The 19963-nt window shown below is 64.1% G+C and carries 20 protein-coding genes; 14 read left to right on the top strand and 6 right to left on the bottom strand.

Translation table 11 applies throughout. The annotated features are described in order from the left end of the window. Both petB and petA read right to left on the bottom strand, forming a co-directional pair. Positions 1-1323 (bottom strand): cytochrome b, encoded by a 1323-nt coding sequence (gene petB, locus AC13D8_RS10550; RefSeq protein ID WP_129431268.1) that lies wholly within the window; start codon positions 1321-1323, stop codon positions 1-3. Positions 1324-1335: 12 nt separating this feature from the next. Continuing rightward, positions 1336-1896, bottom strand: coding sequence for a ubiquinol-cytochrome c reductase iron-sulfur subunit (gene petA, locus AC13D8_RS10545; protein ID WP_129431269.1), 561 nt, complete (start codon positions 1894-1896; stop codon positions 1336-1338). A gap of 225 nt (positions 1897-2121) precedes the next feature. On the opposite strand from petA, the gene AC13D8_RS10540 reads away from it, so the two are divergent. Beyond that, positions 2122-2814 carry an outer membrane protein gene (locus AC13D8_RS10540; RefSeq protein ID WP_482968801.1) on the top strand — a complete coding sequence of 231 codons (693 nt, stop codon included), beginning with the start codon at positions 2122-2124 and terminating at the stop codon, positions 2812-2814. 32 nt (positions 2815-2846) lie between these two features. Here the strand turns inward: AC13D8_RS10540 and AC13D8_RS10535 are convergent, their stop codons facing one another. After that, entirely contained in the window at positions 2847-3458 is a 612-nt protein-coding gene (locus tag AC13D8_RS10535; RefSeq protein ID WP_482968800.1) for a glutathione S-transferase, read from the bottom strand. Between the two features lie 145 nt (positions 3459-3603). Beyond that, positions 3604-4959: an oxygen-independent coproporphyrinogen III oxidase gene (gene hemN / locus AC13D8_RS10530; protein ID WP_482968799.1), complete on the bottom strand. Its 1356-nt coding sequence runs from the start codon at positions 4957-4959 to the stop codon at positions 3604-3606. A 55-nt stretch (positions 4960-5014) separates the two neighbouring features. Between hemN and fnrL the strand changes: the two genes are divergently transcribed. Continuing rightward, entirely contained in the window at positions 5015-5776 is a 762-nt protein-coding gene (gene fnrL, locus AC13D8_RS10525; RefSeq protein ID WP_482968798.1) for a transcriptional regulator FnrL, read from the top strand. Between the two features lie 296 nt (positions 5777-6072). Here the strand turns inward: fnrL and AC13D8_RS10520 are convergent, their stop codons facing one another. Next, the gene (locus AC13D8_RS10520; protein WP_482968797.1) at positions 6073-6912 is read right to left on the bottom strand and encodes a universal stress protein; all 840 of its coding nucleotides are present in this window, start codon (positions 6910-6912) and stop codon (positions 6073-6075) included. Positions 6913-7113: 201 nt separating this feature from the next. Here AC13D8_RS10520 and ccoN point away from each other — a divergent pair, with 201 nt between their 5' ends. Genes ccoN through ccoP form a run of 4 tightly spaced genes read left to right on the top strand, consistent with a single transcriptional unit; the run spans position 7114 to position 10538 of the window. Then, the gene (gene ccoN, locus AC13D8_RS10515) at positions 7114-8718 is read left to right on the top strand and encodes a cytochrome-c oxidase, cbb3-type subunit I (RefSeq protein ID WP_482968796.1); all 1605 of its coding nucleotides are present in this window, start codon (positions 7114-7116) and stop codon (positions 8716-8718) included. Positions 8719-8732: 14 nt separating this feature from the next. After that, positions 8733-9458: a cytochrome-c oxidase, cbb3-type subunit II gene (ccoO, locus tag AC13D8_RS10510; protein ID WP_129431276.1), complete on the top strand. Its 726-nt coding sequence runs from the start codon at positions 8733-8735 to the stop codon at positions 9456-9458. Positions 9459-9470: 12 nt separating this feature from the next. Beyond that, on the top strand, positions 9471-9665 hold the full coding sequence (locus AC13D8_RS10505) for a cbb3-type cytochrome c oxidase subunit 3 (RefSeq protein WP_104020161.1): 195 nt from the start codon (positions 9471-9473) through the stop codon (positions 9663-9665). 3 nt (positions 9666-9668) lie between these two features. Next, positions 9669-10538 carry a cytochrome-c oxidase, cbb3-type subunit III gene (ccoP, locus tag AC13D8_RS10500; protein WP_482968795.1) on the top strand — a complete coding sequence of 290 codons (870 nt, stop codon included), beginning with the start codon at positions 9669-9671 and terminating at the stop codon, positions 10536-10538. A 160-nt stretch (positions 10539-10698) separates the two neighbouring features. On the opposite strand, the gene AC13D8_RS10495 is transcribed toward ccoP, so the two are convergent. Then, positions 10699-10866: a hypothetical protein gene (locus AC13D8_RS10495; protein ID WP_482968794.1), complete on the bottom strand. Its 168-nt coding sequence runs from the start codon at positions 10864-10866 to the stop codon at positions 10699-10701. A 103-nt stretch (positions 10867-10969) separates the two neighbouring features. Here AC13D8_RS10495 and AC13D8_RS10490 point away from each other — a divergent pair, with 103 nt between their 5' ends. From AC13D8_RS10490 to msrQ, 8 genes are all read left to right on the top strand, one after another. After that, a complete protein-coding gene (locus tag AC13D8_RS10490; RefSeq protein ID WP_482968793.1) occupies positions 10970-11887 on the top strand; it encodes a LysR family transcriptional regulator in 918 nt (305 codons plus the stop codon). A 95-nt stretch (positions 11888-11982) separates the two neighbouring features. Then, complete coding sequence (gene ccoG / locus AC13D8_RS10485; RefSeq protein ID WP_482968792.1) at positions 11983-13419, top strand: cytochrome c oxidase accessory protein CcoG; 1437 nt, start codon at positions 11983-11985, stop codon at positions 13417-13419. Further along, positions 13416-13880, top strand: coding sequence for a FixH family protein (locus tag AC13D8_RS10480; RefSeq protein WP_482968791.1), 465 nt, complete (start codon positions 13416-13418; stop codon positions 13878-13880). Before ccoG ends, AC13D8_RS10480 begins: the two co-directional genes overlap by 4 nt. A 3-nt stretch (positions 13881-13883) precedes the next feature. Next, entirely contained in the window at positions 13884-16067 is a 2184-nt protein-coding gene (locus tag AC13D8_RS10475; RefSeq protein ID WP_482968790.1) for a heavy metal translocating P-type ATPase, read from the top strand. Positions 16068-16070: 3 nt separating this feature from the next. Further along, complete coding sequence (ccoS, locus tag AC13D8_RS10470) at positions 16071-16229, top strand: cbb3-type cytochrome oxidase assembly protein CcoS (RefSeq protein WP_104020167.1); 159 nt, start codon at positions 16071-16073, stop codon at positions 16227-16229. Between the two features lie 182 nt (positions 16230-16411). Further along, positions 16412-17905 (top strand): FMN-binding glutamate synthase family protein, encoded by a 1494-nt coding sequence (locus AC13D8_RS10465; RefSeq protein WP_482968789.1) that lies wholly within the window; start codon positions 16412-16414, stop codon positions 17903-17905. A gap of 76 nt (positions 17906-17981) precedes the next feature. Continuing rightward, positions 17982-18881 carry a protein-methionine-sulfoxide reductase catalytic subunit MsrP gene (msrP, locus tag AC13D8_RS10460; RefSeq protein ID WP_482968788.1) on the top strand — a complete coding sequence of 300 codons (900 nt, stop codon included), beginning with the start codon at positions 17982-17984 and terminating at the stop codon, positions 18879-18881. Next, complete coding sequence (gene msrQ, locus AC13D8_RS10455) at positions 18881-19483, top strand: protein-methionine-sulfoxide reductase heme-binding subunit MsrQ (protein WP_482968787.1); 603 nt, start codon at positions 18881-18883, stop codon at positions 19481-19483. The genes msrP and msrQ overlap by 1 nt, the downstream gene beginning before the upstream one ends. Positions 19484-19963: the final 480 nt, after the last annotated feature.

The raw sequence follows: 19963 nt of genomic DNA, 5'->3' as shown, positions 1-19963 counted from the left end.
TCATTCGGCGGGCGTTTGGGCCTTGCCATAATGTGCATCGAAATCGTCTTCGATGGTGGCAGGCTGTGCCTCGGGTTTCTCGATTACGCCCAGAAGCGGCAGTATCACCAGGAAGTAGGCGAACCAGTAGGCCGCACCGATGAGCGAGATGATGGAATACGGCGGCTCTGCGGGCATCGCACCGGCCCACATCAGCACCACGAAATCGACGCAGAGCAGCGCGAACCACCATTTGAACATCGGCCGGTACCGTCCCGAGCGCACCGAGGAGGTATCGAGCCACGGCGCCAGCGCCATCACGATGATCGAGCCGAACATCGCCAGCACACCGAAGAACTTGGCATTGATGATCCCGCCGGTGATCCAGCTTGCGAACATCACCACCCAGACATCGCCGGTAAAGGCGCGCAGGATCGCGTAGAAGGGCAGGAAATACCATTCCGGCACGATATGCGCGGGCGTGAGAAGCGGGTTGGCCTCGATATAGTTGTCGGGATGCCCGAGGTAATTGGGCATGAACCCGACGATCGCGAAGAAGATCACCATGATCACCGCGAGGGCGAAAAGATCCTTGATCACGAAATAGGGCCAGAACGACACGGTGTCTTTCTGGGCCTCGGCCTTGGAGCCGCGGCGTACGTCCACCCCGGTGGGGTTGTTGTTGCCGGTGGTGTGGAACGCCCAGATATGCAGCGCCACCAGCGCCGCGATCACGAAGGGCAGCAGGTAGTGCAGCGAGAAGAAGCGGTTGAGCGTGGCATTGTCCACCGCCGGTCCGCCCAGAAGCCAGGTCTGGATCGCATCGCCGATGAAGGGAATCGCGCCGAAGAGGCCGGTGATCACCGTGGCCCCCCAGAACGACATCTGACCCCAGGGCAGAACGTAGCCCATGAAGGCGGTGCCCATCATCGCAAGGTAGATCAGCATGCCGATGATCCAGGTGACCTCGCGCGGGGCCTTGTAAGAGCCGTAGTAGAGCCCGCGGAAGATGTGCAGGTAGACCGCGACAAAGAACAGCGAGGCACCGTTCATGTGCAGGTAGCGGATGAAATGCCCGCCATTCACGTTGCGCATGATATGCTCGACCGAGGCAAAGGCCATGTCGACATGCGGCGTGTAATGCATCGCGAGGATGATGCCCGTGACGATCTGCAACACGAGGCAGAAGGTCAGGACGATGCCCCAGATCCACATCCAGTTGAGGTTCTTGGGGGTGGGAATCATGATGGTGTCATAGAGCAGCCCGACGATGGGCAGACGATTGTGCAGCCACTTCTCGCCGTTCGTCTTGGGCTCGTAATGATCGTGTGGAATTCCGGACATGTGCGCGTTTCCTTATCCCAGTTGGATCGTCGTATCGTCGACGAATTCGGCCACGGGAATCCAGAGGTTCTCGGGCGCGGGGCCTTTGCGGATACGTCCCGCGGTGTCGTAGTGAGAGCCGTGGCAGGGGCAGAACCAGCCGCCGAAGTCACCGGCACCATCGCCGATCGGCACGCAGCCCAGATGCGTGCAGACGCCGATCATCACCAGCCATTCGCCCGCCTCGTCGAGGGTGCGGTTCTGGTCGGAGGCGTCGAGCGACATGTCGTTGCGGTTCTGCGCGTTCTGGTCGGGCAGTTGCGACAATTCGACCGCGCGCGCCGCCTCGATCTCTTTCTCGCTGCGGCGGCGGATAAAGACCGGCTTGCCGAGGAACTTGACGCTGATCTGCGTGCCCGGATCGACCCCGCCCACATCGACGCGGATCGAGGACAGGGCCTGCACATCCGCCGACGGGTTCATCTGGTTGACCAGCGGCCAGATCGCCGCTCCTGTGGTGACGGCACCCGCCCCTGCTGTGGCGTAGTAGAGGAAATCCCTCCGGGTGCCTTCGTGATCTTCTGCGTGGGACACGAGGTTACTCCATTCTGTCAGTGGCGGTCACGGCCTCATGAGGTTTTGTCCGGGGACTCTCCCCGACCTTCACTCTGCGGCTATTTAGCGAGGCTTTGGCAAGGCGTCCAGCCTGCTGCGCCCCAAGATGTGATCGAAGCGCGCTTGTGTCGCGCTTGTCGGTGGGCATTTCCGGGTATAAGGACGCATTAGACGCGTATTCCCTCGTAGTGCAAGGTCCCGGACATGCTCGATTCTATCAAAGTCGCCGCCGCAGCGCTCATGCTGATGGCTACACCTGCCGCCGCCGAACTTGAGTTGAGCCTCTATCTTGGCACGCAGAGCGCCCACAGCGATAGCGACTCGGTGCGCCTGCCGGGGGCGGCCACGCCGGTGAGCCGCGACATCGACTGGCGGGTGAAGCCGTTCGACAACCCGCTCTATTACGGCGGTCGCGCCACGTGGTGGATGCAGAGCGATTTCGGCTTCGGCATCGAGGGCACCCATGCCAAGGCCATCGCCTCGGCCTCTGACCGTGCCGCACTGGGCGTCGACAAGCTCGAATTCACCGACGGGCACAACATCATCACCGCCAACGTGATGAAGCGCTTTCCCGGTGCCTTCGCCAAGACGCCGCGATTCACGCCTTATGTCGGGGCCGGGGTCGGCGTGGCCATCCCGCACGTGGACATCAAGGTGACCGGCGCCACGGGGCGCACCTTTGATTTCGAGGCCACGGGCCCCGCCCTGCGTGGCATCGCCGGGCTGAAATACGCGATTACCGACAAGTGGGCGCTCTTTGGCGAGTACCAGATCACGTGGTCCGACAACGACGCCACCATCGACCCGGACCCGACTGTTGCCGGGCAGAGCGCGGGCAAGCTCAAGACAGAGCTCGTGACCCATGCGGTGAACGTGGGAATCAGCTACAGCTTCTGAGGTATCGCCAGCGGGCCTTGCGACGGCACCGGTCAGGCGGGGGCCGTCGCTGTCATGCTTTCACGCTGCGCAAACGCGGTGAACCAGTCGGCCAGCGCCGGGTGCCCCTGCCGCCAGCCGCGCCCGTCATGGCGGAAATCGAGATATCCCAGCGCGCAGCCCGTGGCGATATGGCCCATGTCCAGCCGACCAGAGAGGTGGCTCATCCACCGCGCTTCGAGCGCTTCGAGCGCATCGAGCGCGCGGGCGATCTTGGCCCATTGCGCCTCGACCCAGGGGGCGTATTGCATGTCTTCGGGGCGAAAGCGGCCCTCGTAGGCCATCAGAACGGCAGCTTCCATGATGCCCTCGGCGGTGGCTTCGAGCGTCAGGACTTCCCACAGCCGCGCCTCGGGGTAGAGCCCGGCCCCCGCGAGGTTATCGAGATATCGGGTGATGACCCGGCTGTCATAGAGCGTGGCGCCGTCCTCGCGCATCAGCGCGGGGATCTTGCCCAAGGGGTTGGCCGAGGCGGCGCGCGGATCGGTCTCGATCGGGGTTGTCGCGAGGTTCACCACCTCGACCTGCTGGGCGAGCCCGGTCTCATGCAACAGCACGCGCACCTTGCGCACGAAAGGAGAGAGTGGGGAGGCGATGAGTTGCATGGTTCGGCCCTCTTGCAGGTGTCGCGCAGACGCTAGGCGCGCAGGGCCGGGGTGTAAAGCGCGGCTGGCCGCTAACGGGCCTGCCGTCGCAACAGTCTACAAGGAATGCTGCTCAACACCGGAACCGGCTTTTGAGCGGTATTCTCTAGATCGCCGAGCTGTGACCTTCGGCATTGACCTCGTAGGCGTCGAGCTGCCGTGCGATCATCCGGGTGAGCGGGCGTGCCTCCGGCGGGATGAACAGGCCGGTCTCGTCCAGCTTCAGATGACCGGCAAAGGCCCGATCAATCTCTGACAACAGGTTGTGCAGCGCGGCTGGGGTGATGGCGAAATCGCGCGTGATCTCCTCCGCATCGACGTGGAAATCGCACATCAGCATCTCGATCATCCGGCCGCGCATCCGATCCTCGGGCGAGAAGACATGACCGCGCGTGGTGGAAAACCGCCCCTCGCGAATCGCGCCGGTATGGGCCCCGGTGGCGGGTGCGTTCTGTGCGTATCCTTGCGGAAAGCGCGAGATCGAGGATGCGCCGAGACCGATCAGCACATCCGCCGTGTCATCGGTATAGCCTTGGAAATTGCGGCGCAGGCGTCCGGTCTTTTGTGCAATGCTCAGCCCGTCGTCCTTGGTGGCGAAATGGTCGATGCCGATCTCGTCATACCCGTCCCAGAGAAACAGCCGCCTGGCGGTGTCGAAGAGGGCAAGGCGTTCCTGCGGGGTGGGCAGAGCGTCCGAAGGGATCATCTGCTGGCGCTTGGCCATCCACGGCACATGCGCATAGCCGTAGAGCGCCACACGGTCAGGGTTGAGCGACAGGAGCTTCTGCACGCTCTCGGTGATTCGCGCCTTGGTCTGGTGCGGCAGACCGTAGAGAATGTCGGCATTGAGGCTCGCCACGCCCCTTGCACGGATTTCCTCGGTAGCCCAACGAGTGATGTCGTAGCTTTGCAGGCGACCGATGCTTTTCTGGATGTCCTCGTCGAAATCCTGCACTCCGATGGAGGCTCGGTTCATGCCTGCCGCGGCGAGCGCGTCGAGGCGCGGCCCGTCGATCTCGTTGGGGTCGATCTCGACCGAGAACTCTGTGGCCTCGGTGAACGGCGCGATCTCGCGAATCGCCCCCGCCAGCTCGGTCATCATCGACGGCTGCAAAAGCGTGGGCGTGCCACCGCCCCAGTGCAGCCGCGAGAGCCGCACACCATCGGGCAGCAGGCGGCCCAGCATGGCGATCTCGGTCTTGAGCGTCTCGAGATAGGCGATCACCGGCGCATCGCTCTGGGTGCCTTGCGTGCGACAAGCGCAGAACCAGCACAGCCTGCGGCAGAAGGGCACGTGCACGTAGAGCGATACCTCGGAGCCAGCCGGGATGGCGGCTATCCAGTCGGTGAAGTCACCAGACCCCACCGACCGGCTGAAATGCGGCGCGGTGGGGTAGCTGGTGTAGCGAGGCACCTTGGCATCAAAAAGACCCAGGCGGGCGAGTTCGGTTTGCGTATCCATGTGCCGACGTTTACAGTCCGAAAACGTAAACTCCTTGACCCAGATCAACCCTTGGATGGCAAAGTTGGCGATCAGCGAAAAAATCGCGCATTGCGCGCCAGTGGATTGCGGCGACTGCCCGATCCGACACCGCGCCGTCTGTGCACGGTGCGAGTCTGACGAGCTCGAGTTGCTCGAGCAGATCAAGTATTATCGCAACTTCGAAGCCGGGCAGACGGTTATCTGGTCCGGGGACCAGATGGATTTCGTCGCCTCCGTCGTTTCGGGGATCGCCACGCTCACGCAGACGATGGAGGACGGGCGCACGCAGATGGTGGGCCTGCTTCTGCCCAGCGATTTCGTGGGTCGCCCGGGGCGCGAGTGCGCCACCTATGACGTGGTGGCGACCACGGATATGGTGATGTGCTGTTTTCGTCGTAAACCGTTCGAACAAATGATGATTCGCACGCCCCACATCGCGCAGCGTCTGCTCGAAATGACGCTCGACGAGCTGGACGCGGCGCGCGAATGGATGCTGGTGCTGGGCCGCAAGACCGCACGGGAAAAGATCGCCTCGCTCATCGCGATCATCGCGCGGCGCGACGCCGCGCTCTCGATGCAGGGGATGCGCGGCCCGCTGGTCTTTGACCTGCCGCTCACCCGCGAGGCGATGGCCGATTACCTCGGCCTCACGCTGGAAACCGTCAGCCGCCAGGTCTCGGCGCTCAAGAAGGACGGGGTGATCTCGCTTGAGGGCAAGCGCCGGGTGACCATCCCTGACATGGGCCGCCTGCTGGAAGAGGCGGGCGACGACAGCGATGGCGGGCTGCTGGTCTGAGGTCATTGGTTCAGCCGGGGCCGAATCAGGGCCAAGAGATTGGTTAACAACCCAAAATGCCTGTCTGCATCGCGTCGGTAAATCGGCTGTATCGCGTCGGTATTTCTGTCGATGCCGTCGAGGTTAACAGATCGGTCGAAGCAGCCGCCTGCTCAGACCGGCCAGCGCCCCGATGACACCGATGGCGATCCCGGCGGGAAGGCTCAGGAGGCGGGCAGGGGTGGTTTCACAGGCGGGGGATGGTCGGAAAGGCGCGACGGGACCGGCCCCGCCTTTCCCGACCGAAGCCCGCTGGGTCAGTGCGCCATGAACACCGGCACCGTGGCCTGTTCCAGCATGTAGCGCGTGGCCCCGCCGAAGATTGCCTCGCGAAAGCGCGAATGGCCATAGGCCCCCATCACCACCATGTCGGCGTCCATGTCCGTCATGTGGCGCAAGAGCACATCCGAGACCCGCGGCAACGAGCGCGACAGCACGTCGATCTCGGTCTTGGCCCCGTGGCGCGAGAGATACTGCGCCAGAAGCCCGCCGGGATCGGAGCGGTTCGGCCCGTGCATGGGCGGGTCGATCACCACCACATGCACCGTCTCTGCCATGCGCAGGAGCGGCATCGCGGCCCGCGTGGCGGCGAGTGCCTCGGGGCTCTCGTTCCAGCCCAAAAGTATGCGCCGTGGGTTCGGTGTCGGGGCGCCCTTGGCGGGCGCGACGAGAACCGGCGTGCGCCCCTCGAAGAGTGCCGATTCGGTTACCGCCTCGAGTTCGGCACCGCGCCCCTCGCCATAGGGCTGCGGCAAAGTGACCAGATCCGAAAATCGCGCCCGCGCCGCGACATGGCGTCCGATATCGGCAAGCTGTGCCACGCCCATCTCGGCGGCCCAGCGAATCGTGCTCTTGTCGAGACGCGCGCGCACCAGCCGGTCGATCTCTTCGGCGTCTTCCTGGGCACGGCTGATTGTCTCCTGGAGCACAACCGCGCTTGCGCCGGCGTAGTAATAGCCTGTCTGGCTTCGGTCGACGCCCAGGCAGAGCGCATCGAGATGCGCGTCATTGGCTTCGGCCACGGCGATGGCATGGGTGAGGGTCTCATCGACCAGCGCCGGGTCGGTCAGTACCGTGAATAGGCTGTTATAGGTCATCGTGCATTTCCCTGAGTCCGCTTCGATATGACCACATTAGGGGCATGAGGGGCGGGACGCATTGACGCGGATCAAGCGCCGGTGCGTGCCGTTTTGACACAGATCAAGGTTTGTTGACTCGGGTGCTCCCATTAAGTGCACAGTCAAACGTGCGTGCGCCGGTCATGGCGACTCGCGCGGTCGAAGACGAAGGGACGCAACATGACGAATTACATCAAGCTGATTGCGCTTGGCCTGATAACGCTCTTCGCGTTGATCGCTGCCAATTACGCGCGTGATCTGGCCTACCTGATCAACGCGCTTACCGTGGCGCTGATCTCCGGCGGGCTGTTTCTGTGGGTGCTCAAGCACACCGACGAGCCGGAGGCGCGGGTCGATCTGTCCGGCGAATACATGGACGGCGTGGTGCGCGCCGGGGTCGTTGCGACCGCCCTTTGGGGCGTCGTCGGCTTTCTCGCGGGCACGTTCATCGCCTTTCAGCTCGCCTTTCCAGAGCTCAATTTCGAGTGGGCGCAGGGCTATGCCAATTTCGGGCGGCTGCGTCCGCTGCACACTTCGGCCGTGATCTTCGCCTTTGGCGGCAACGCGCTCATTGCCACGTCTTTCTACGTGGTGCAGCGCACCTCGGCGGCGCGGTTGTGGGGCGGCAACCTCGCGTGGTTCGTATTCTGGGGCTATCAGATCGTCATCGTTCTGGCCGCCACCGGCTACCTGCTGGGTGCCACCCAATCCAAGGAATACGCCGAGCCGGAATGGTACGTTGACTGGTGGCTGACCATCGTCTGGCTTGCCTATCTCGCCGTGTTCCTCGGCACGATCGTCAAGAGGAAAGAGCCGCATATCTACGTGGCCAACTGGTTCTACCTGTCGTTCATCATCACGGTGGCGATGCTGCACGTGGTCAACAATCTGTCGATCCCGGTCTCGATCTGGGGCTCCAAATCGGTTCAGGTGTTTGCGGGTGTGCAGGACGCGATGGTGCAGTGGTGGTATGGCCACAACGCCGTGGGCTTCTTCCTCACCGCCGGGTTCCTGGGGATGATGTACTACTTTGTCCCGAAACAGGCAGAACGCCCGGTGTTCAGCTACAAGCTGTCGATCATCCACTTCTGGGCACTTATCTTCATCTATATCTGGGCTGGTCCGCACCACCTGCACTACACGGCGCTGCCCGACTGGGCCTCGACGCTGGGCATGGTGTTCTCGATCGTGCTGTGGATGCCGTCCTGGGGCGGGATGATCAACGGCCTGATGACGCTCTCGGGCGCGTGGGACAAGCTGCGCACCGATCCGATCATCCGGATGATGGTGATCTCCATCGGCTTTTACGGCATGTCCACCTTCGAGGGGCCGATGATGTCCATCCGCGCGGTCAACTCGCTGTCGCACTATACCGACTGGACGATCGGGCACGTGCACTCGGGCGCGCTGGGCTGGAATGGCATGATCACCTTCGGCGCACTCTACTTCCTGGTGCCGAAACTGTGGAACCGTGAGCGGCTTTACAGTCTGAGCCTCGTGAGCTGGCACTTCTGGCTCGCCACGATCGGCATCATTCTCTACGCCGCCGCCATGTGGGTGACGGGGATCATGGAGGGCCTGATGTGGCGCGAGGTGGATGCGAACGGCTTCCTTGTGAACTCTTTCGCCGACACCGTGGCCGCGAAACTGCCGATGTATATCGTGCGCGGTCTGGGTGGGGTGCTCTACGTCACCGGTGCCGTGATCATGTGCTACAACCTCTGGATGACTGTGAAGCGTTCGCCGGCCGTTGAGGCCACGAACAGCACAGTCCCGGCTGAATAAGGAGGGCCGGAGAGATGGCAATTCTGGACAAACACGCAATCCTGGAAAAGAACGTCACGCTTCTGGCGATCTTTGCCTTCCTCGTGGTCACCATCGGGGGGATCGTGCAGATCGCCCCGCTGTTCTGGCTCGAGAACACCATCGAGGACGTGGAGGGCATGCGCCCCTACTCGCCGCTGGAACTGGCCGGGCGCGACATCTACGTCCGAGAGGGCTGTTACGTCTGCCACAGCCAGATGGTGCGCCCGATGCGCGACGAGGTCGAACGCTACGGCCATTACAGCCTCGCGGCGGAGTCGAAATACGACCACCCGTTCCAGTGGGGTTCCAAGCGCACGGGGCCTGACCTCGCGCGCGTCGGCGGGCGCTACTCGGACGCATGGCACGTCGATCACCTGCGCGATCCACAAGCGGTGGTGCCCGAATCGGTGATGCCGAAATACGGCTTCCTCGAGGATCGGCTGATCGACGGCGAACACGTCGCCGACCTGCTCGAGACACACAGCCTCGTGGGCGTGCCCTATACCGACGAGATGATCGAGAACGCGGTGGCAGACTTCCGGGCGCAGGCCGATCCGGACGCCGATACCGAGGGGCTGCTCGCGCGCTACCCCAAGGCGCAGGTGCGCAATTTCGACAGCCGCCCCGGCATCTCGGAGAGCGACGCGCTGATCGCCTACCTGCAGATGCTGGGCACGCTGGTCGATTTCTCGACCTTCACCCCCGTTGCAAGCCGCTGAGGAGGACAGAAGATGGAAACCTATTCCCTGCTGCGCCAATTCGCCGATAGCTGGATGTTGCTGGTGCTCTTTGCCTTCTTCATCGGGGTGGTGATCTGGGTGTTCCGCCCCGGCGCCACGAAGAAATACGAGAACCCGGCGAACATCCCCTTCCGGCACGAAGACAAACCGGCATCCGATCGCGATGCCGACGCCAAGGAGGCGTAAGACATGGCCAAGAAACCGACCGATAAACAGGAACCGGATACCACCGGCCACGAGTGGGACGGGATCAAGGAATACAACAATCCCCTTCCGCGCTGGTGGGTCTGGGTGTTCTACGCCACCATCATCTGGGGGATCTGGTACGTGATCGCCTATCCCGCATGGCCGCTCATCAACGAGGCGACGGCGGGCTACAAGGGCTGGTCCACCCGCGCCAACGTGGCCGCCGAGATCGAGGCCGCAAAAGAGGCCAATGCCGAGATCAATACCCGGCTGGCCTCGGTCGAACTCGAAGAAATCCCGACGGACGACGAGCTCAACAACTACGCCGTTTCTGCCGGGGCCGCGGTTTTTCGCACCTGGTGCGCGCAATGCCACGGCTCGGGCGCGGCGGGCGTGAAGGCGGGCGGCTATCCCAACCTGCTGGACAATGCCTGGCTCTGGGGTGGCACGCTGGACGATATTCACTACACCATCGCTCACGGTATCCGCAACGACGAGGACCCGGATGCGCGCTGGTCGCAGATGCCCGCCTTCGGTGACATCCTCGACAGCGAATCGATCGACCAGGTGGTGAATTACGTGATGTCGCTCTCGGGCGCGCCGCAGGACGCCACGGCCGCTGCGGCAGGCGAGGAGATATTCCTCGACAACTGCGCGGCCTGCCACGGCGACGCGGGTGGGGGCGACATCTACCAGGGTGCCCCGAACCTCGCCGACGCCATCTGGCTCTATGGTGGGGATTACGACACCATCCGCGAGACCGTGACCAATTCGCGCTTTGGCATCATGCCGCCGATGGGTGGGGCCGACCTCAGCGAGGCCGAGACGCGCGCCGTTGCCGTCTATGTCCACCAACTGGGCGGCGGTCAGTAAGCGCAAAGAGATACCCCGGGCCCGTTCCTGGGCCCGGGGTAAGGTGCCGGTCCTTCCGTCCTGTTCGCGCGTTTCCAGGGAGGGCCGGCACCGATAACGTCGGCTGAAGAGACGCCATGTCAACCTCGGGCCCCGTTTCGGGGCCCTTGTCATGTGCGGGTCAGACCCTGCGACGGGCGATGAGGTGGGCCTCCAGCTCTGCACTGTCGCGCAGGTCCGAGCGTTCCGCCAAGGGCCGGTGGGGCCGGTTTTGATGGCGGTGACGCGCACCGTTCGCGGTGTCGGTGCGAGTGGCGATATTGAAAGTATTTGCCAGAATTCCAAGCATGATCGTGTCCTTTCATCTGCTGCTGTTCTGCCATTTAATATGGGGAAACGTGGCTCCTCACGCGACTCTGGAAAATTTTCGACCCGTAAGGTAGGCTTACATCATGGATTGGCACACCCTTCCTTCTCTGACCGCGCTGCGCGCCTTTGCGGCCCTGGCAGAGACCGGCAGCACCGCCGCCGCTGGCGCGCGGCTAAACGTGAGCCACGCCGCCGTCAGCCAACAGGTCAGGCAGCTTGAGGCGCACCTGGGCGTGGCGCTTGTCGACCGGTCGGGGCGGCAGTCACGGTTGACGGCGGAGGGACGTGACCTTGCTGATGCGCTGAGCCTCGGGTTCGGGGCTATTGCCCGTGCGGTCGAGGCACTGACCGGTGCTGATGCCGAGCGCCCGCTGCAGATATCGACGACGCCGAGTTTTGCCGCGTACTGGCTCATGCCCTGCCTCAGCGAGTTCCGGCAGGCGCATCCGCAAATCGACCTGATGATCGACCCGACGCCGCGGCTCGTGGAGATGGAGCCGGGTGGCATCGACATCGCCGTGCGGTATGGCACGGGGCACTGGCCGGGGCTGGAGGCGGAGTTGCTGTTTCGCTCGCCCATCGTCGCCGTGGCTGCGCCGCACCTGGTCGAAGACAAGCGGATCGACTGCCCCGCTGACCTCGCCGATCTGCCTTGGTTGCAGGAATTCGGCACCAACGAGGCGAGCGACTGGCTGCGTCGGCGGGGCGTGGTCAAGGAACGTGCCGCCGGGCTGGTGCAGGTGCCGGGCAACCTGTTGCTCGACGGGTTGCGCAACGGGCAGGGCGTGGCGGTGACGGTGCGCGAATGGGTGCGTCAGGATATCACATCCGGTCGACTGCGGCTTTTGTTCGAGGATCAAGAGGAGGCGGGCTATCATGTTGTTACGCGCCCCGGCGTGCTGCGCCCGCCTGCAAAGGCTTTCGTTACGTGGCTACGGCGGCAGGCGCGAAAGACGGTGCCGCTCAAAGAGTTGTCCGTGAGCAAGACGCAAGCGAAATAGATCGATTCAGGAGTCAGGATTGATGCAGGTCAAAGTTACGGGCCCCGCATCCTGTCAAAAGACGATCAACAGATGCAAGATATCGGAGTGTCTCCGTGGCCGAGTCCCAGCCCAATGCCCCCCAATCCCTCTATGCCGCGCGTGAGCCGGTCTTTCCCAGGAAGGTGTACGGCAAGTTCCGCAACCTGAAATGGGTGATCATGGCCGTCACCCTCGGCATCTATTACCTCACCCCGTGGATTCGCTGGGACCGGGGACCGAGTCTTCCGGATCAGGCAGTTCTGCTCGATCTGGCTGAGCGGCGGTTCTTCTTCTTCTGGATCGAGATCTGGCCGCATGAATTCTACTTCGTTGCCGGCCTGCTGGTGATGGCTGGCCTGGGGCTGTTCCTGTTCACCTCGGCGCTTGGCCGGGTGTGGTGCGGCTATGCCTGCCCGCAGACCGTGTGGACCGATCTGTTTATCCTGGTGGAACGCTGGATCGAGGGTGATCGCAATGCGCGGCTGCGCCTGCACAGGCAGAAGAAATGGGATGTCCGCAAGGCGCGGCTGCGAGTGACCAAATGGATCACCTGGGCCTTGATCGCGGTGGCGACGGGGGGCGCGTGGGTGTTTTATTTCACGGATGCGCCGACGCTCCTGGTCGATTTGTTCACGCTTGACGCACACCCCATCGCCTATACCACCATCGCCGTTCTGACCGGCACGACCTTTTTCTTCGGCGGTTTCGCGCGCGAACAGATCTGCATCTATGCCTGCCCCTGGCCGCGCATTCAGGCCGCGATGATGGACGAGGACACGCTGACCGTGGGCTACCGTGAATGGCGGGGTGAGCCGCGCAAGCATTCCGAAAAGGTCAAGGCGGGCGAGCCGATGGGCGACTGCATCGACTGCATGGCCTGTGTCAATGTCTGCCCGGTGGGCATCGACATCCGCGACGGCCAGCAGCTTGAATGCATCACCTGCGCCCTGTGCATCGACGCCTGCGATGACGTGATGGCCAAGATCGGCAAGCCGCGCGGGCTTATCGACTACATGGCTTTTACCGACGAGGAGCGCGAGCGCGCGGGCCAGCCGCCCAAGCCGATCTGGAAGCACGTTTTCCGCCCGCGCACCATTCTATATACGGCGCTTTGGTCGCTGGTGGGGCTCGGTCTTGTCTTTGCGCTGTTCATCCGCTCCGACATCGACCTGACGGTGGCGCCGGTGCGCAACCCGACCTATGTCACCCTGTCGGATGGTGAAATCCGCAACATCTACGAGGTGCGCCTGCGCAACATGAAGCACGAGCCGACGCGCTTTAAATTCAGCGTGAAGGGTGATCCGACGCTGTTCATCACGCTGGAAGGAACGCCCTACACTTCGGTCGAGGTGGCACCCGACGAGATGAAGCTTCAGCGTGTCTACGTCACCGCACCGCCGAATTCGGCCCCGGCACAGGCCGAGAGTACCGATATCCGCATCTGGGTCGAGGATACCGGCAGCGGCACGCGCGATTACAAGGACACGGTCTTCAACGGACGGGGGCAATGATGGCGGAACGACAGATCACCGGGCGGCACGTGCTGATAGGCTTCGTGGCGGCCTTCAGCGTCATCATCGGGGTCAATCTCGTGCTGGCCTATTCGGCGGTGCGCACCTTTCCCGGGCTGGAGGTAAGAAACGGCTATATCGCCAGCCAGACCTTCAACGAGCGCAAGGCCGCGCAGGAGGCGCTGGGCTGGATACTGGCCGCCGAGGCGCAGGACGGGCTTTTGTCGCTGCGGTTCACCGACGAGAGCGGGCGGCCTGTAAGACCCGCGAGCGTCGAGGCGACGGTGGGCCGGGCAACCGAGGATCACGAGGATATCTCGGCCCGGCTTACTTATACCGGGCAGGCCTTCGAAGCACCGGTTATGCTGGGAGCAGGCAAGTGGATCCTTCGGCTGAGAGCCTATTCCGCCGACGGCACACTGTTCCAGCAACGCCGCGAGATCCTGATGGATCGGGGCTAGGGGATGACCGCCACGATGCGCCCTGCACCTTCGGCCTGTCCGGCCTGCGCCGCCGCCCCGGCGGCCGAGGCGCTGGCCGCGCGCGATCTGCCGGACGCGCGGATCGCCCTGTCGCTGCCGACGATCCATTGCGCGGCCTGCATCTCGAAGATCGAGAGCGCACTGGACGCGCACCCGCAGGTGCGTTCGGCGCGGGTCAACCTCACTCTCAAACGGGCCAGCATCGACGCCGCCCCCGGCGTGACGGCGGATGAGATGCGCGCGCTTGTCGAGCGGCTGGGCTACGAGGCGCACGAGCTTGACGCCGGTACGCTCAACGCCACCGCAACCGACAAGGCGGGTCGTGATCTCTTGATGCGGCTGGCGGTGGCGGGATTTGCCGCGATGAACGTCATGCTTTTGTCGATCTCGGTCTGGTCCGGGGCCGATGCCGCGACGCGCGACCTGTTTCACTGGATATCCGCCGCGATCACCCTGCCTGCCATCGCCTTTTCGGGCATGCCATTCTTTCGCAATGCATGGGCTGCGCTGCGGCAGGGGCGGCTCAACATGGACGTGCCGATCACGCTGGCGATCGTTCTGGCGGTGATCACCTCGCTGTGGGAGACCTCGCTTTCCGGCGAGCACGCCTATTTCGACGCGGCCATCGCGCTCACCTTCTTCCTGCTTGCCGGGCGCTATCTCGATCATCGCACCCGTGCCATCGCGCGCTCTGCTGCCGAGGAGCTGACCGCGCTCGAAGTACCACGCGCGACACGGTTGCACGATGGCGAGGAAGAGGTTGTCAGCGTCTCGGGGCTTGCGGCGGGCGATCTGATCCTCGTGCGCCCCGGCGGGCGGATGCCGGTGGATGGCGAGATCGTCGGCGGCACGTCGGAGATCGACCGCTCCCTCCTGACAGGAGAGACGCGGCCTGTTTTCGCGGGTGAGGGGCAGGCGGTGAGCGCCGGAGAGGTGAACCTCACCGGCCCGCTCACCATCCGTGCCACCGCCGTTGGTGCCGAGACATCGCTGCACCGCATGGCCGACCTGGTGGCGATCGCGGAATCGGGGCGCTCGCGCTACACCTCGCTCGCTGATCGCGCGGCCAAGCTCTATGCGCCCGGGGTGCATATCCTGGCGGGCCTGAGTTTCCTCGGCTGGTATCTCTATACGTGGGATTTGCGCACCGCGCTCAACATTGCCGCAGCCGTGCTCATCATCACATGTCCCTGCGCGCTGGGCCTTGCCGTTCCGGCGGTGACGACGGCGGCGTCGGGGCGGCTTTTCCGGCGCGGCATGCTCATCAAGCACGAAACCGCGCTGGAGCGGTTGGCGCAGGTGGACACGGTGGTGTTCGACAAGACCGGCACGCTGACCGCCGGTACCCCGCGACTCGAGGCACCGGGGGCGGTCCCGCCGGAGGCGATGTCGGTGGCGCGCGCGCTGGCCGAGGGCTCGTCGCACCCGCTGGCCCGCGCGATCGCCGAGGCCGCGCGCGAGGCAGGTGTCGCGGCGGCGAAGGTGAGCGACGTGACAGAGGTGCCGGGCTACGGCACCAAGGGCCGCTACGAGGGCCGCGAGGTGCGGCTCGGGCGGGCAAGCTGGACCGGGGCCAAGCCGCGGACGCAAACCGCGAGTTTCCTCGATATGGGCGGGGGCGGACCGGTGGCGTTTCCATTCACCGACGCGCTGCGCCCCGGTGCGCAAGAGGCGGTCGCGGCGCTGGTGGCCGATGGCAAGCGGGTGATCCTGATGTCGGGCGATACCGAACCGGCGGTTGCGGCCCTCGCGGATCGGCTCGGGATCAAGGAATGGACGGCCGAGGCGCTGCCCGCCGACAAGGCGGCGCGCGTCGAGGCGCTGGGCGCCGAGGGCGGGCATGTGCTGATGGTGGGTGACGGGCTCAACGACACCGCTGCGCTCGCCGCCGCGCATGTCTCGATCTCGCCCGCATCGGCGCTCGATGCCGCGCGGGTCGCGTCGGATATCGTGCTGCTGGGCAATGACCTGTCGCCCATCGGTGCGGCCTGTGTGACGGCGCGCTCGGCGACGCGGCGCATCCGCGAAAACTTCAGGATTGCGACGGTTTACAACATCGTCGCCGTGCCGCTGGCGGTGGCCGGACTCGCCACGCCACTGATCGCGGCCTTGGCCATGTCGGCGAGTTCGATTACCGTGTCGCTGAACGCGCTGCGATTGAGGTGAGCGATGAACGTGCTGGCCTATCTCATCCCGATTTCACTGATCCTTGGCGGTCTGGGGCTGGTGTTCTTCATCTACACGGTGCGGTCCAACCAGTATGACGACCCCGAGGGCGATGCCCGGCGCATCCTGACGGATGACTGGGACGAACACCCCAAGCCCTGACCACCGAGGATCGCGCCGCGGACGGCCTCGCCGCGCACCATCCGTCCGGCAGGCTGACCGGCGCGGCGACGTGGACAAGCATGCCCGATCCGGACTAAACGGTGAGGCATTTCGTCAGCCCCGGCGCGTGGCCGCCATCCGGGGACCGTGGCGAGCCAGTCGGGCGGGCCGGGGAGACCGTTATGGGGTATGTGACACAGATTCTCGAGGTCCTCTCGCTCGTCTTCGTGTTCCTTCTGGGGACGGCGGCGCTGGTGGTGCTGCTCTTCTACGTCATAGACCGTATGCAGACCGGCGACGCGATTCGGCGGAACTACCCGGTAATCGGGCGGTTCCGGGGGCTGTTCACCAAACTGGGCGAATTCTTTCGTCAGTATTTCTTTGCGATGGATCGTGAGGAAATGCCCTTCAACCGTGCGCAACGAGATTGGGTGGCGCATGCGACCAAGCACAAGGGCAATACCATCGCCTTTGGCTCGACCCGCAATCTCAACGTGCCCGGCACGCCCATATTCGTGCCGGCGGTGTTCCCGCCGCTCGACAACCAGTTTGCCACCACCGCACCGATGGAGATCGGGCCGGGCGCGGCGATTCCCTTCAAGGCGAAGTCGATCTTCAACATTTCCGGCATGAGCTATGGCGCGATCTCGCGCCCCGCCGTCGAGGCGCTGAGCCGGGGGGCGGCACGGGCGGGCATCTGGCTCAATACCGGTGAGGGCGGGGTCAGCCCCTATCACCTGACCGGCGGGTGCGACCTTGTCTACCAGATCGGCACCGCGAAATACGGCGTGCGCGACGCCGGGGGGCAACTCTCCGATGACAGGTTGCGCGAGGTTTCGGACAACCCGTGCATCAAGATGTTCGAGATCAAGCTGGCGCAGGGCGCCAAACCCGGCAAGGGCGGCATCCTGCCCGGTGCCAAGGTCAATGGCGAGATCGCGCGCATCCGCGGCATTGCCGAGGGGCAGGACAGCATTTCGCCCAACCGGCACGCAGAGATCGACGATTTCGGCGACCTTCTGGACATGATTTGCCACATCCGCCGCGTCACCGGCCGGCCCGTCGGCTTCAAGACGGTAATCGGCACGTCGCAGGCATGGGAGCCATTCTTCGAGCTGGTGGCTGCGCGCGGGGCAGAGTGCGCGCCGGATTTCATTACCATAGACGGCGGCGAGGGGGGAACCGGGGCCGCCCCGATGCCGCTGATGGACCTTGTGGGCATGCCGCTGCGCGACGCGCTGCCGCGCATGGTGGATCTGCGCGACCGTTACGGTCTCAAGGACCGAATCCGCATGATTGCCAGCGGCAAGCTGGTCAATCCCGGCGACGTGGCCTGGGCGCTCTGCGCCGGGGCCGATTTCGTGACCTCGGCGCGCGGCTTCATGTTCAGCCTCGGCTGCATCCAGGCGCTCAAGTGCAACCGTAACACCTGCCCCACAGGCATCACCACCCACGATCCGTATCTTCAGCGCGGCCTCGTGGTCGAGGACAAGTATGCCAAGGTTGCAAACTATGCCAAGTCCATCATCAATGAGGTCGAGACCATCGCCCATTCCGTCGGCGTGGCCGAACCACGGCAGATGCGGCGGCGGCACGTGCGGCTGGTGCAGGCCAACGGCACCTCGATCCGCTTCAACGAGATCCGCCCGAGTTACAGCCCGGACGCGCCATCGTGATCGCCACCGGTGAAACCCGCGGCTGGTTTGGCGCGTGTCTGCCCCTATATGCCGTTTAACGGATAAGGAGGACGTAATGGCCTATCGCTGGAAGAATGACCTGCGCGAGTGTGACGTGACACCGGAGCCCGTTTGGCTCGACCGACGGGCCGTGATCGCCGGGGCGGCGGGGCTCGGTCTTCTCGGAGCCAGCGGTGCCGCGCGGGCCGAGACACTCGAGCCCAACGACTGGGAGGACATCACCTCCTACAACAATTACTATGAGTTCGGCACCGACAAGGGCGACCCGGCGCGCCATGCGCACCGGCTGACCATCGAGCCGTGGAACGTGCGTATCGACGGGTTGGTGGACCGCCCTGGCGACTATGCCTTCGAGGACATCATGGCGAAGATGACGGTGGAGGAGCGCCTCTACCGTTTCCGCTGCGTCGAGGCATGGTCAATGGTGGTGCCGTGGAACGGGTTCGAGCTCGCCGACCTGCTGGCGATGGCGGGCGTGCAGTCAGGCGCGAAATACGTGGCCTTCGAGACGGTGCTGCGCGAGGACGAGATGCCCGGCGTGGCCTACCCGGTGCTCGACTGGCCCTATGTCGAGGGGCTGCGGCTCGATGAGGCGATGCATCCGCTCACCATCATGGCGACGGGCATATATGGCCGCGACATCCCAAAGCAGAACGGCGCGCCGCTGCGTCTTGTGGTGCCTTGGAAATACGGCTTCAAGTCGATCAAGTCGGTGGTGCGCATCACGCTGACCGACAGTGAGCCGCCGACAAGCTGGAACAAGGCCAACCCGCGCGAATACGGCTTCTACTCCAACGTCAACCCGGAGGTGGACCACCCACGCTGGAGCCAGGCCACAGAGCGGCGAATCGGCGGCGGGCTGTTCTCGTCGCGCACCCCGACGCTCATGTTCAACGGCTATGGCGACGAGGTGGCCAGCCTTTACAAGGGCATGGACCTCAAGAAGCACTTCTGATGTGGGCTGACCGGATCAACGGCCCGGCGCGCCGCGTTCCGGTCTGGGCGCTGTGGGTCATCGGTCTCGCGCCGGCGGTTTGGTTCTTCTACCTCGGGCTGACCGGCGGGCTCGGTGCCGAGCCGATCAAGGCGCTGGAGCGTGAACTGGGCCTGGTGGCGCTTCAGTTGCTGGTGGCGACGCTCGCGATTACGCCGTTGCGGCGGCACCTCGGCATCAATCTCATACGCTTTCGCCGGGCGCTCGGGCTTCTGGCGTTCGCTTATGTGAGCCTGCATCTCGCGGTCTGGCTCCTGCTCGACGTACAGGATGCCGCCCGCATCTGGGCCGATATCGTCAAGCGTCCGTTCGTGACCGTGGGCTTTACCGCTTTCCTGCTGATGATTCCGCTGGCGCTGACGTCGAATGACCTGTCGCTGCGCCGCCTCGGCCCGCGCTGGCGGAGGCTGCATCGGCTGACCTATGCGGTGGTTGTCCTCGGGGCGGTGCATTTCATCTGGCTCTCCAAGGGTTTTCAGTTCGAGCCGCTGATCTATCTCGGGACGATTCTCGGCCTGCTGGCGCTACGGCTCCGGCGCTCGCGGGGGGCGCAGCGCGTCTGAGTCGGCCGAACGCGGGCCTTTCTGGGGGTAACCCTGTGGATAACCGTCGAGCCGGGCTCGGGGGAGCGAGAGCGTCGGAAACAAAGTTGCGCAAGAGCACTCAAAAGCGACGCAAGAGACCCGTAACCCACTCATTTCGCGCGAAATAGGGGCGGATGAAGAAAAAATGACGAAAGGCGAAAAAGGGGGTTGCGGGTCTCGGGCGCTATCCGTAAACAGCCCCTCACCGGCGGCGCTGAGGCGCATGTCGGTGGGCCGACCGGACTGACGAAGCAGCCGCTTCCGAAGAAAGCGAGGCAAAAACACCGAGGTGGGATCGGCGGGTTGGGCCAGGAAAATGGCGCACTCTGGTTGGTTTTGTCTCGTGCTCTTTGACATGATTGATATCTGAAGAGATATGTGGGCGGTTTGGTCTGTTTCGACGGACGGACGTCTGTATATCAACGCCGGTAGGGTCCTTGTGATCCGATGACCGGTGTC

The organism is Roseovarius sp. B-10, from assembly GCF_056859295.1.
The sequence above is the reverse complement of the archived record's forward strand: the minus strand, read 5'-3'. Positions and strand labels throughout refer to the sequence as shown.

Bases quoted from the DNA above. Each gene is read 5' to 3' on its own strand.
- petB (WP_129431268.1), bottom strand. From the start codon at position 1,323: ATGTCCGGAATTCCACACGATCATTACGAGCCCAAGACGAACGGCGAG.
- AC13D8_RS10540 (WP_482968801.1), top strand. From the start codon at position 2,122: ATGCTCGATTCTATCAAAGTCGCCGCCGCAGCGCTCATGCTGATGGCT.
- AC13D8_RS10535 (WP_482968800.1), bottom strand. From the start codon at position 3,458: ATGCAACTCATCGCCTCCCCACTCTCTCCTTTCGTGCGCAAGGTGCGC.
- hemN (WP_482968799.1), bottom strand. From the start codon at position 4,959: ATGGATACGCAAACCGAACTCGCCCGCCTGGGTCTTTTTGATGCCAAG.
- fnrL (WP_482968798.1), top strand. From the start codon at position 5,015: ATGGCAAAGTTGGCGATCAGCGAAAAAATCGCGCATTGCGCGCCAGTG.
- AC13D8_RS10520 (WP_482968797.1), bottom strand. From the start codon at position 6,912: ATGACCTATAACAGCCTATTCACGGTACTGACCGACCCGGCGCTGGTC.
- ccoN (WP_482968796.1), top strand. From the start codon at position 7,114: ATGACGAATTACATCAAGCTGATTGCGCTTGGCCTGATAACGCTCTTC.
- ccoO (WP_129431276.1), top strand. From the start codon at position 8,733: ATGGCAATTCTGGACAAACACGCAATCCTGGAAAAGAACGTCACGCTT.
- AC13D8_RS10505 (WP_104020161.1), top strand. From the start codon at position 9,471: ATGGAAACCTATTCCCTGCTGCGCCAATTCGCCGATAGCTGGATGTTG.
- ccoP (WP_482968795.1), top strand. From the start codon at position 9,669: ATGGCCAAGAAACCGACCGATAAACAGGAACCGGATACCACCGGCCAC.
- AC13D8_RS10495 (WP_482968794.1), bottom strand. From the start codon at position 10,866: ATGCTTGGAATTCTGGCAAATACTTTCAATATCGCCACTCGCACCGAC.
- AC13D8_RS10490 (WP_482968793.1), top strand. From the start codon at position 10,970: ATGGATTGGCACACCCTTCCTTCTCTGACCGCGCTGCGCGCCTTTGCG.
- AC13D8_RS10480 (WP_482968791.1), top strand. From the start codon at position 13,416: ATGATGGCGGAACGACAGATCACCGGGCGGCACGTGCTGATAGGCTTC.
- AC13D8_RS10475 (WP_482968790.1), top strand. From the start codon at position 13,884: ATGACCGCCACGATGCGCCCTGCACCTTCGGCCTGTCCGGCCTGCGCC.
- ccoS (WP_104020167.1), top strand. From the start codon at position 16,071: ATGAACGTGCTGGCCTATCTCATCCCGATTTCACTGATCCTTGGCGGT.
- AC13D8_RS10465 (WP_482968789.1), top strand. From the start codon at position 16,412: ATGGGGTATGTGACACAGATTCTCGAGGTCCTCTCGCTCGTCTTCGTG.
- msrP (WP_482968788.1), top strand. From the start codon at position 17,982: ATGGCCTATCGCTGGAAGAATGACCTGCGCGAGTGTGACGTGACACCG.
- msrQ (WP_482968787.1), top strand. From the start codon at position 18,881: ATGTGGGCTGACCGGATCAACGGCCCGGCGCGCCGCGTTCCGGTCTGG.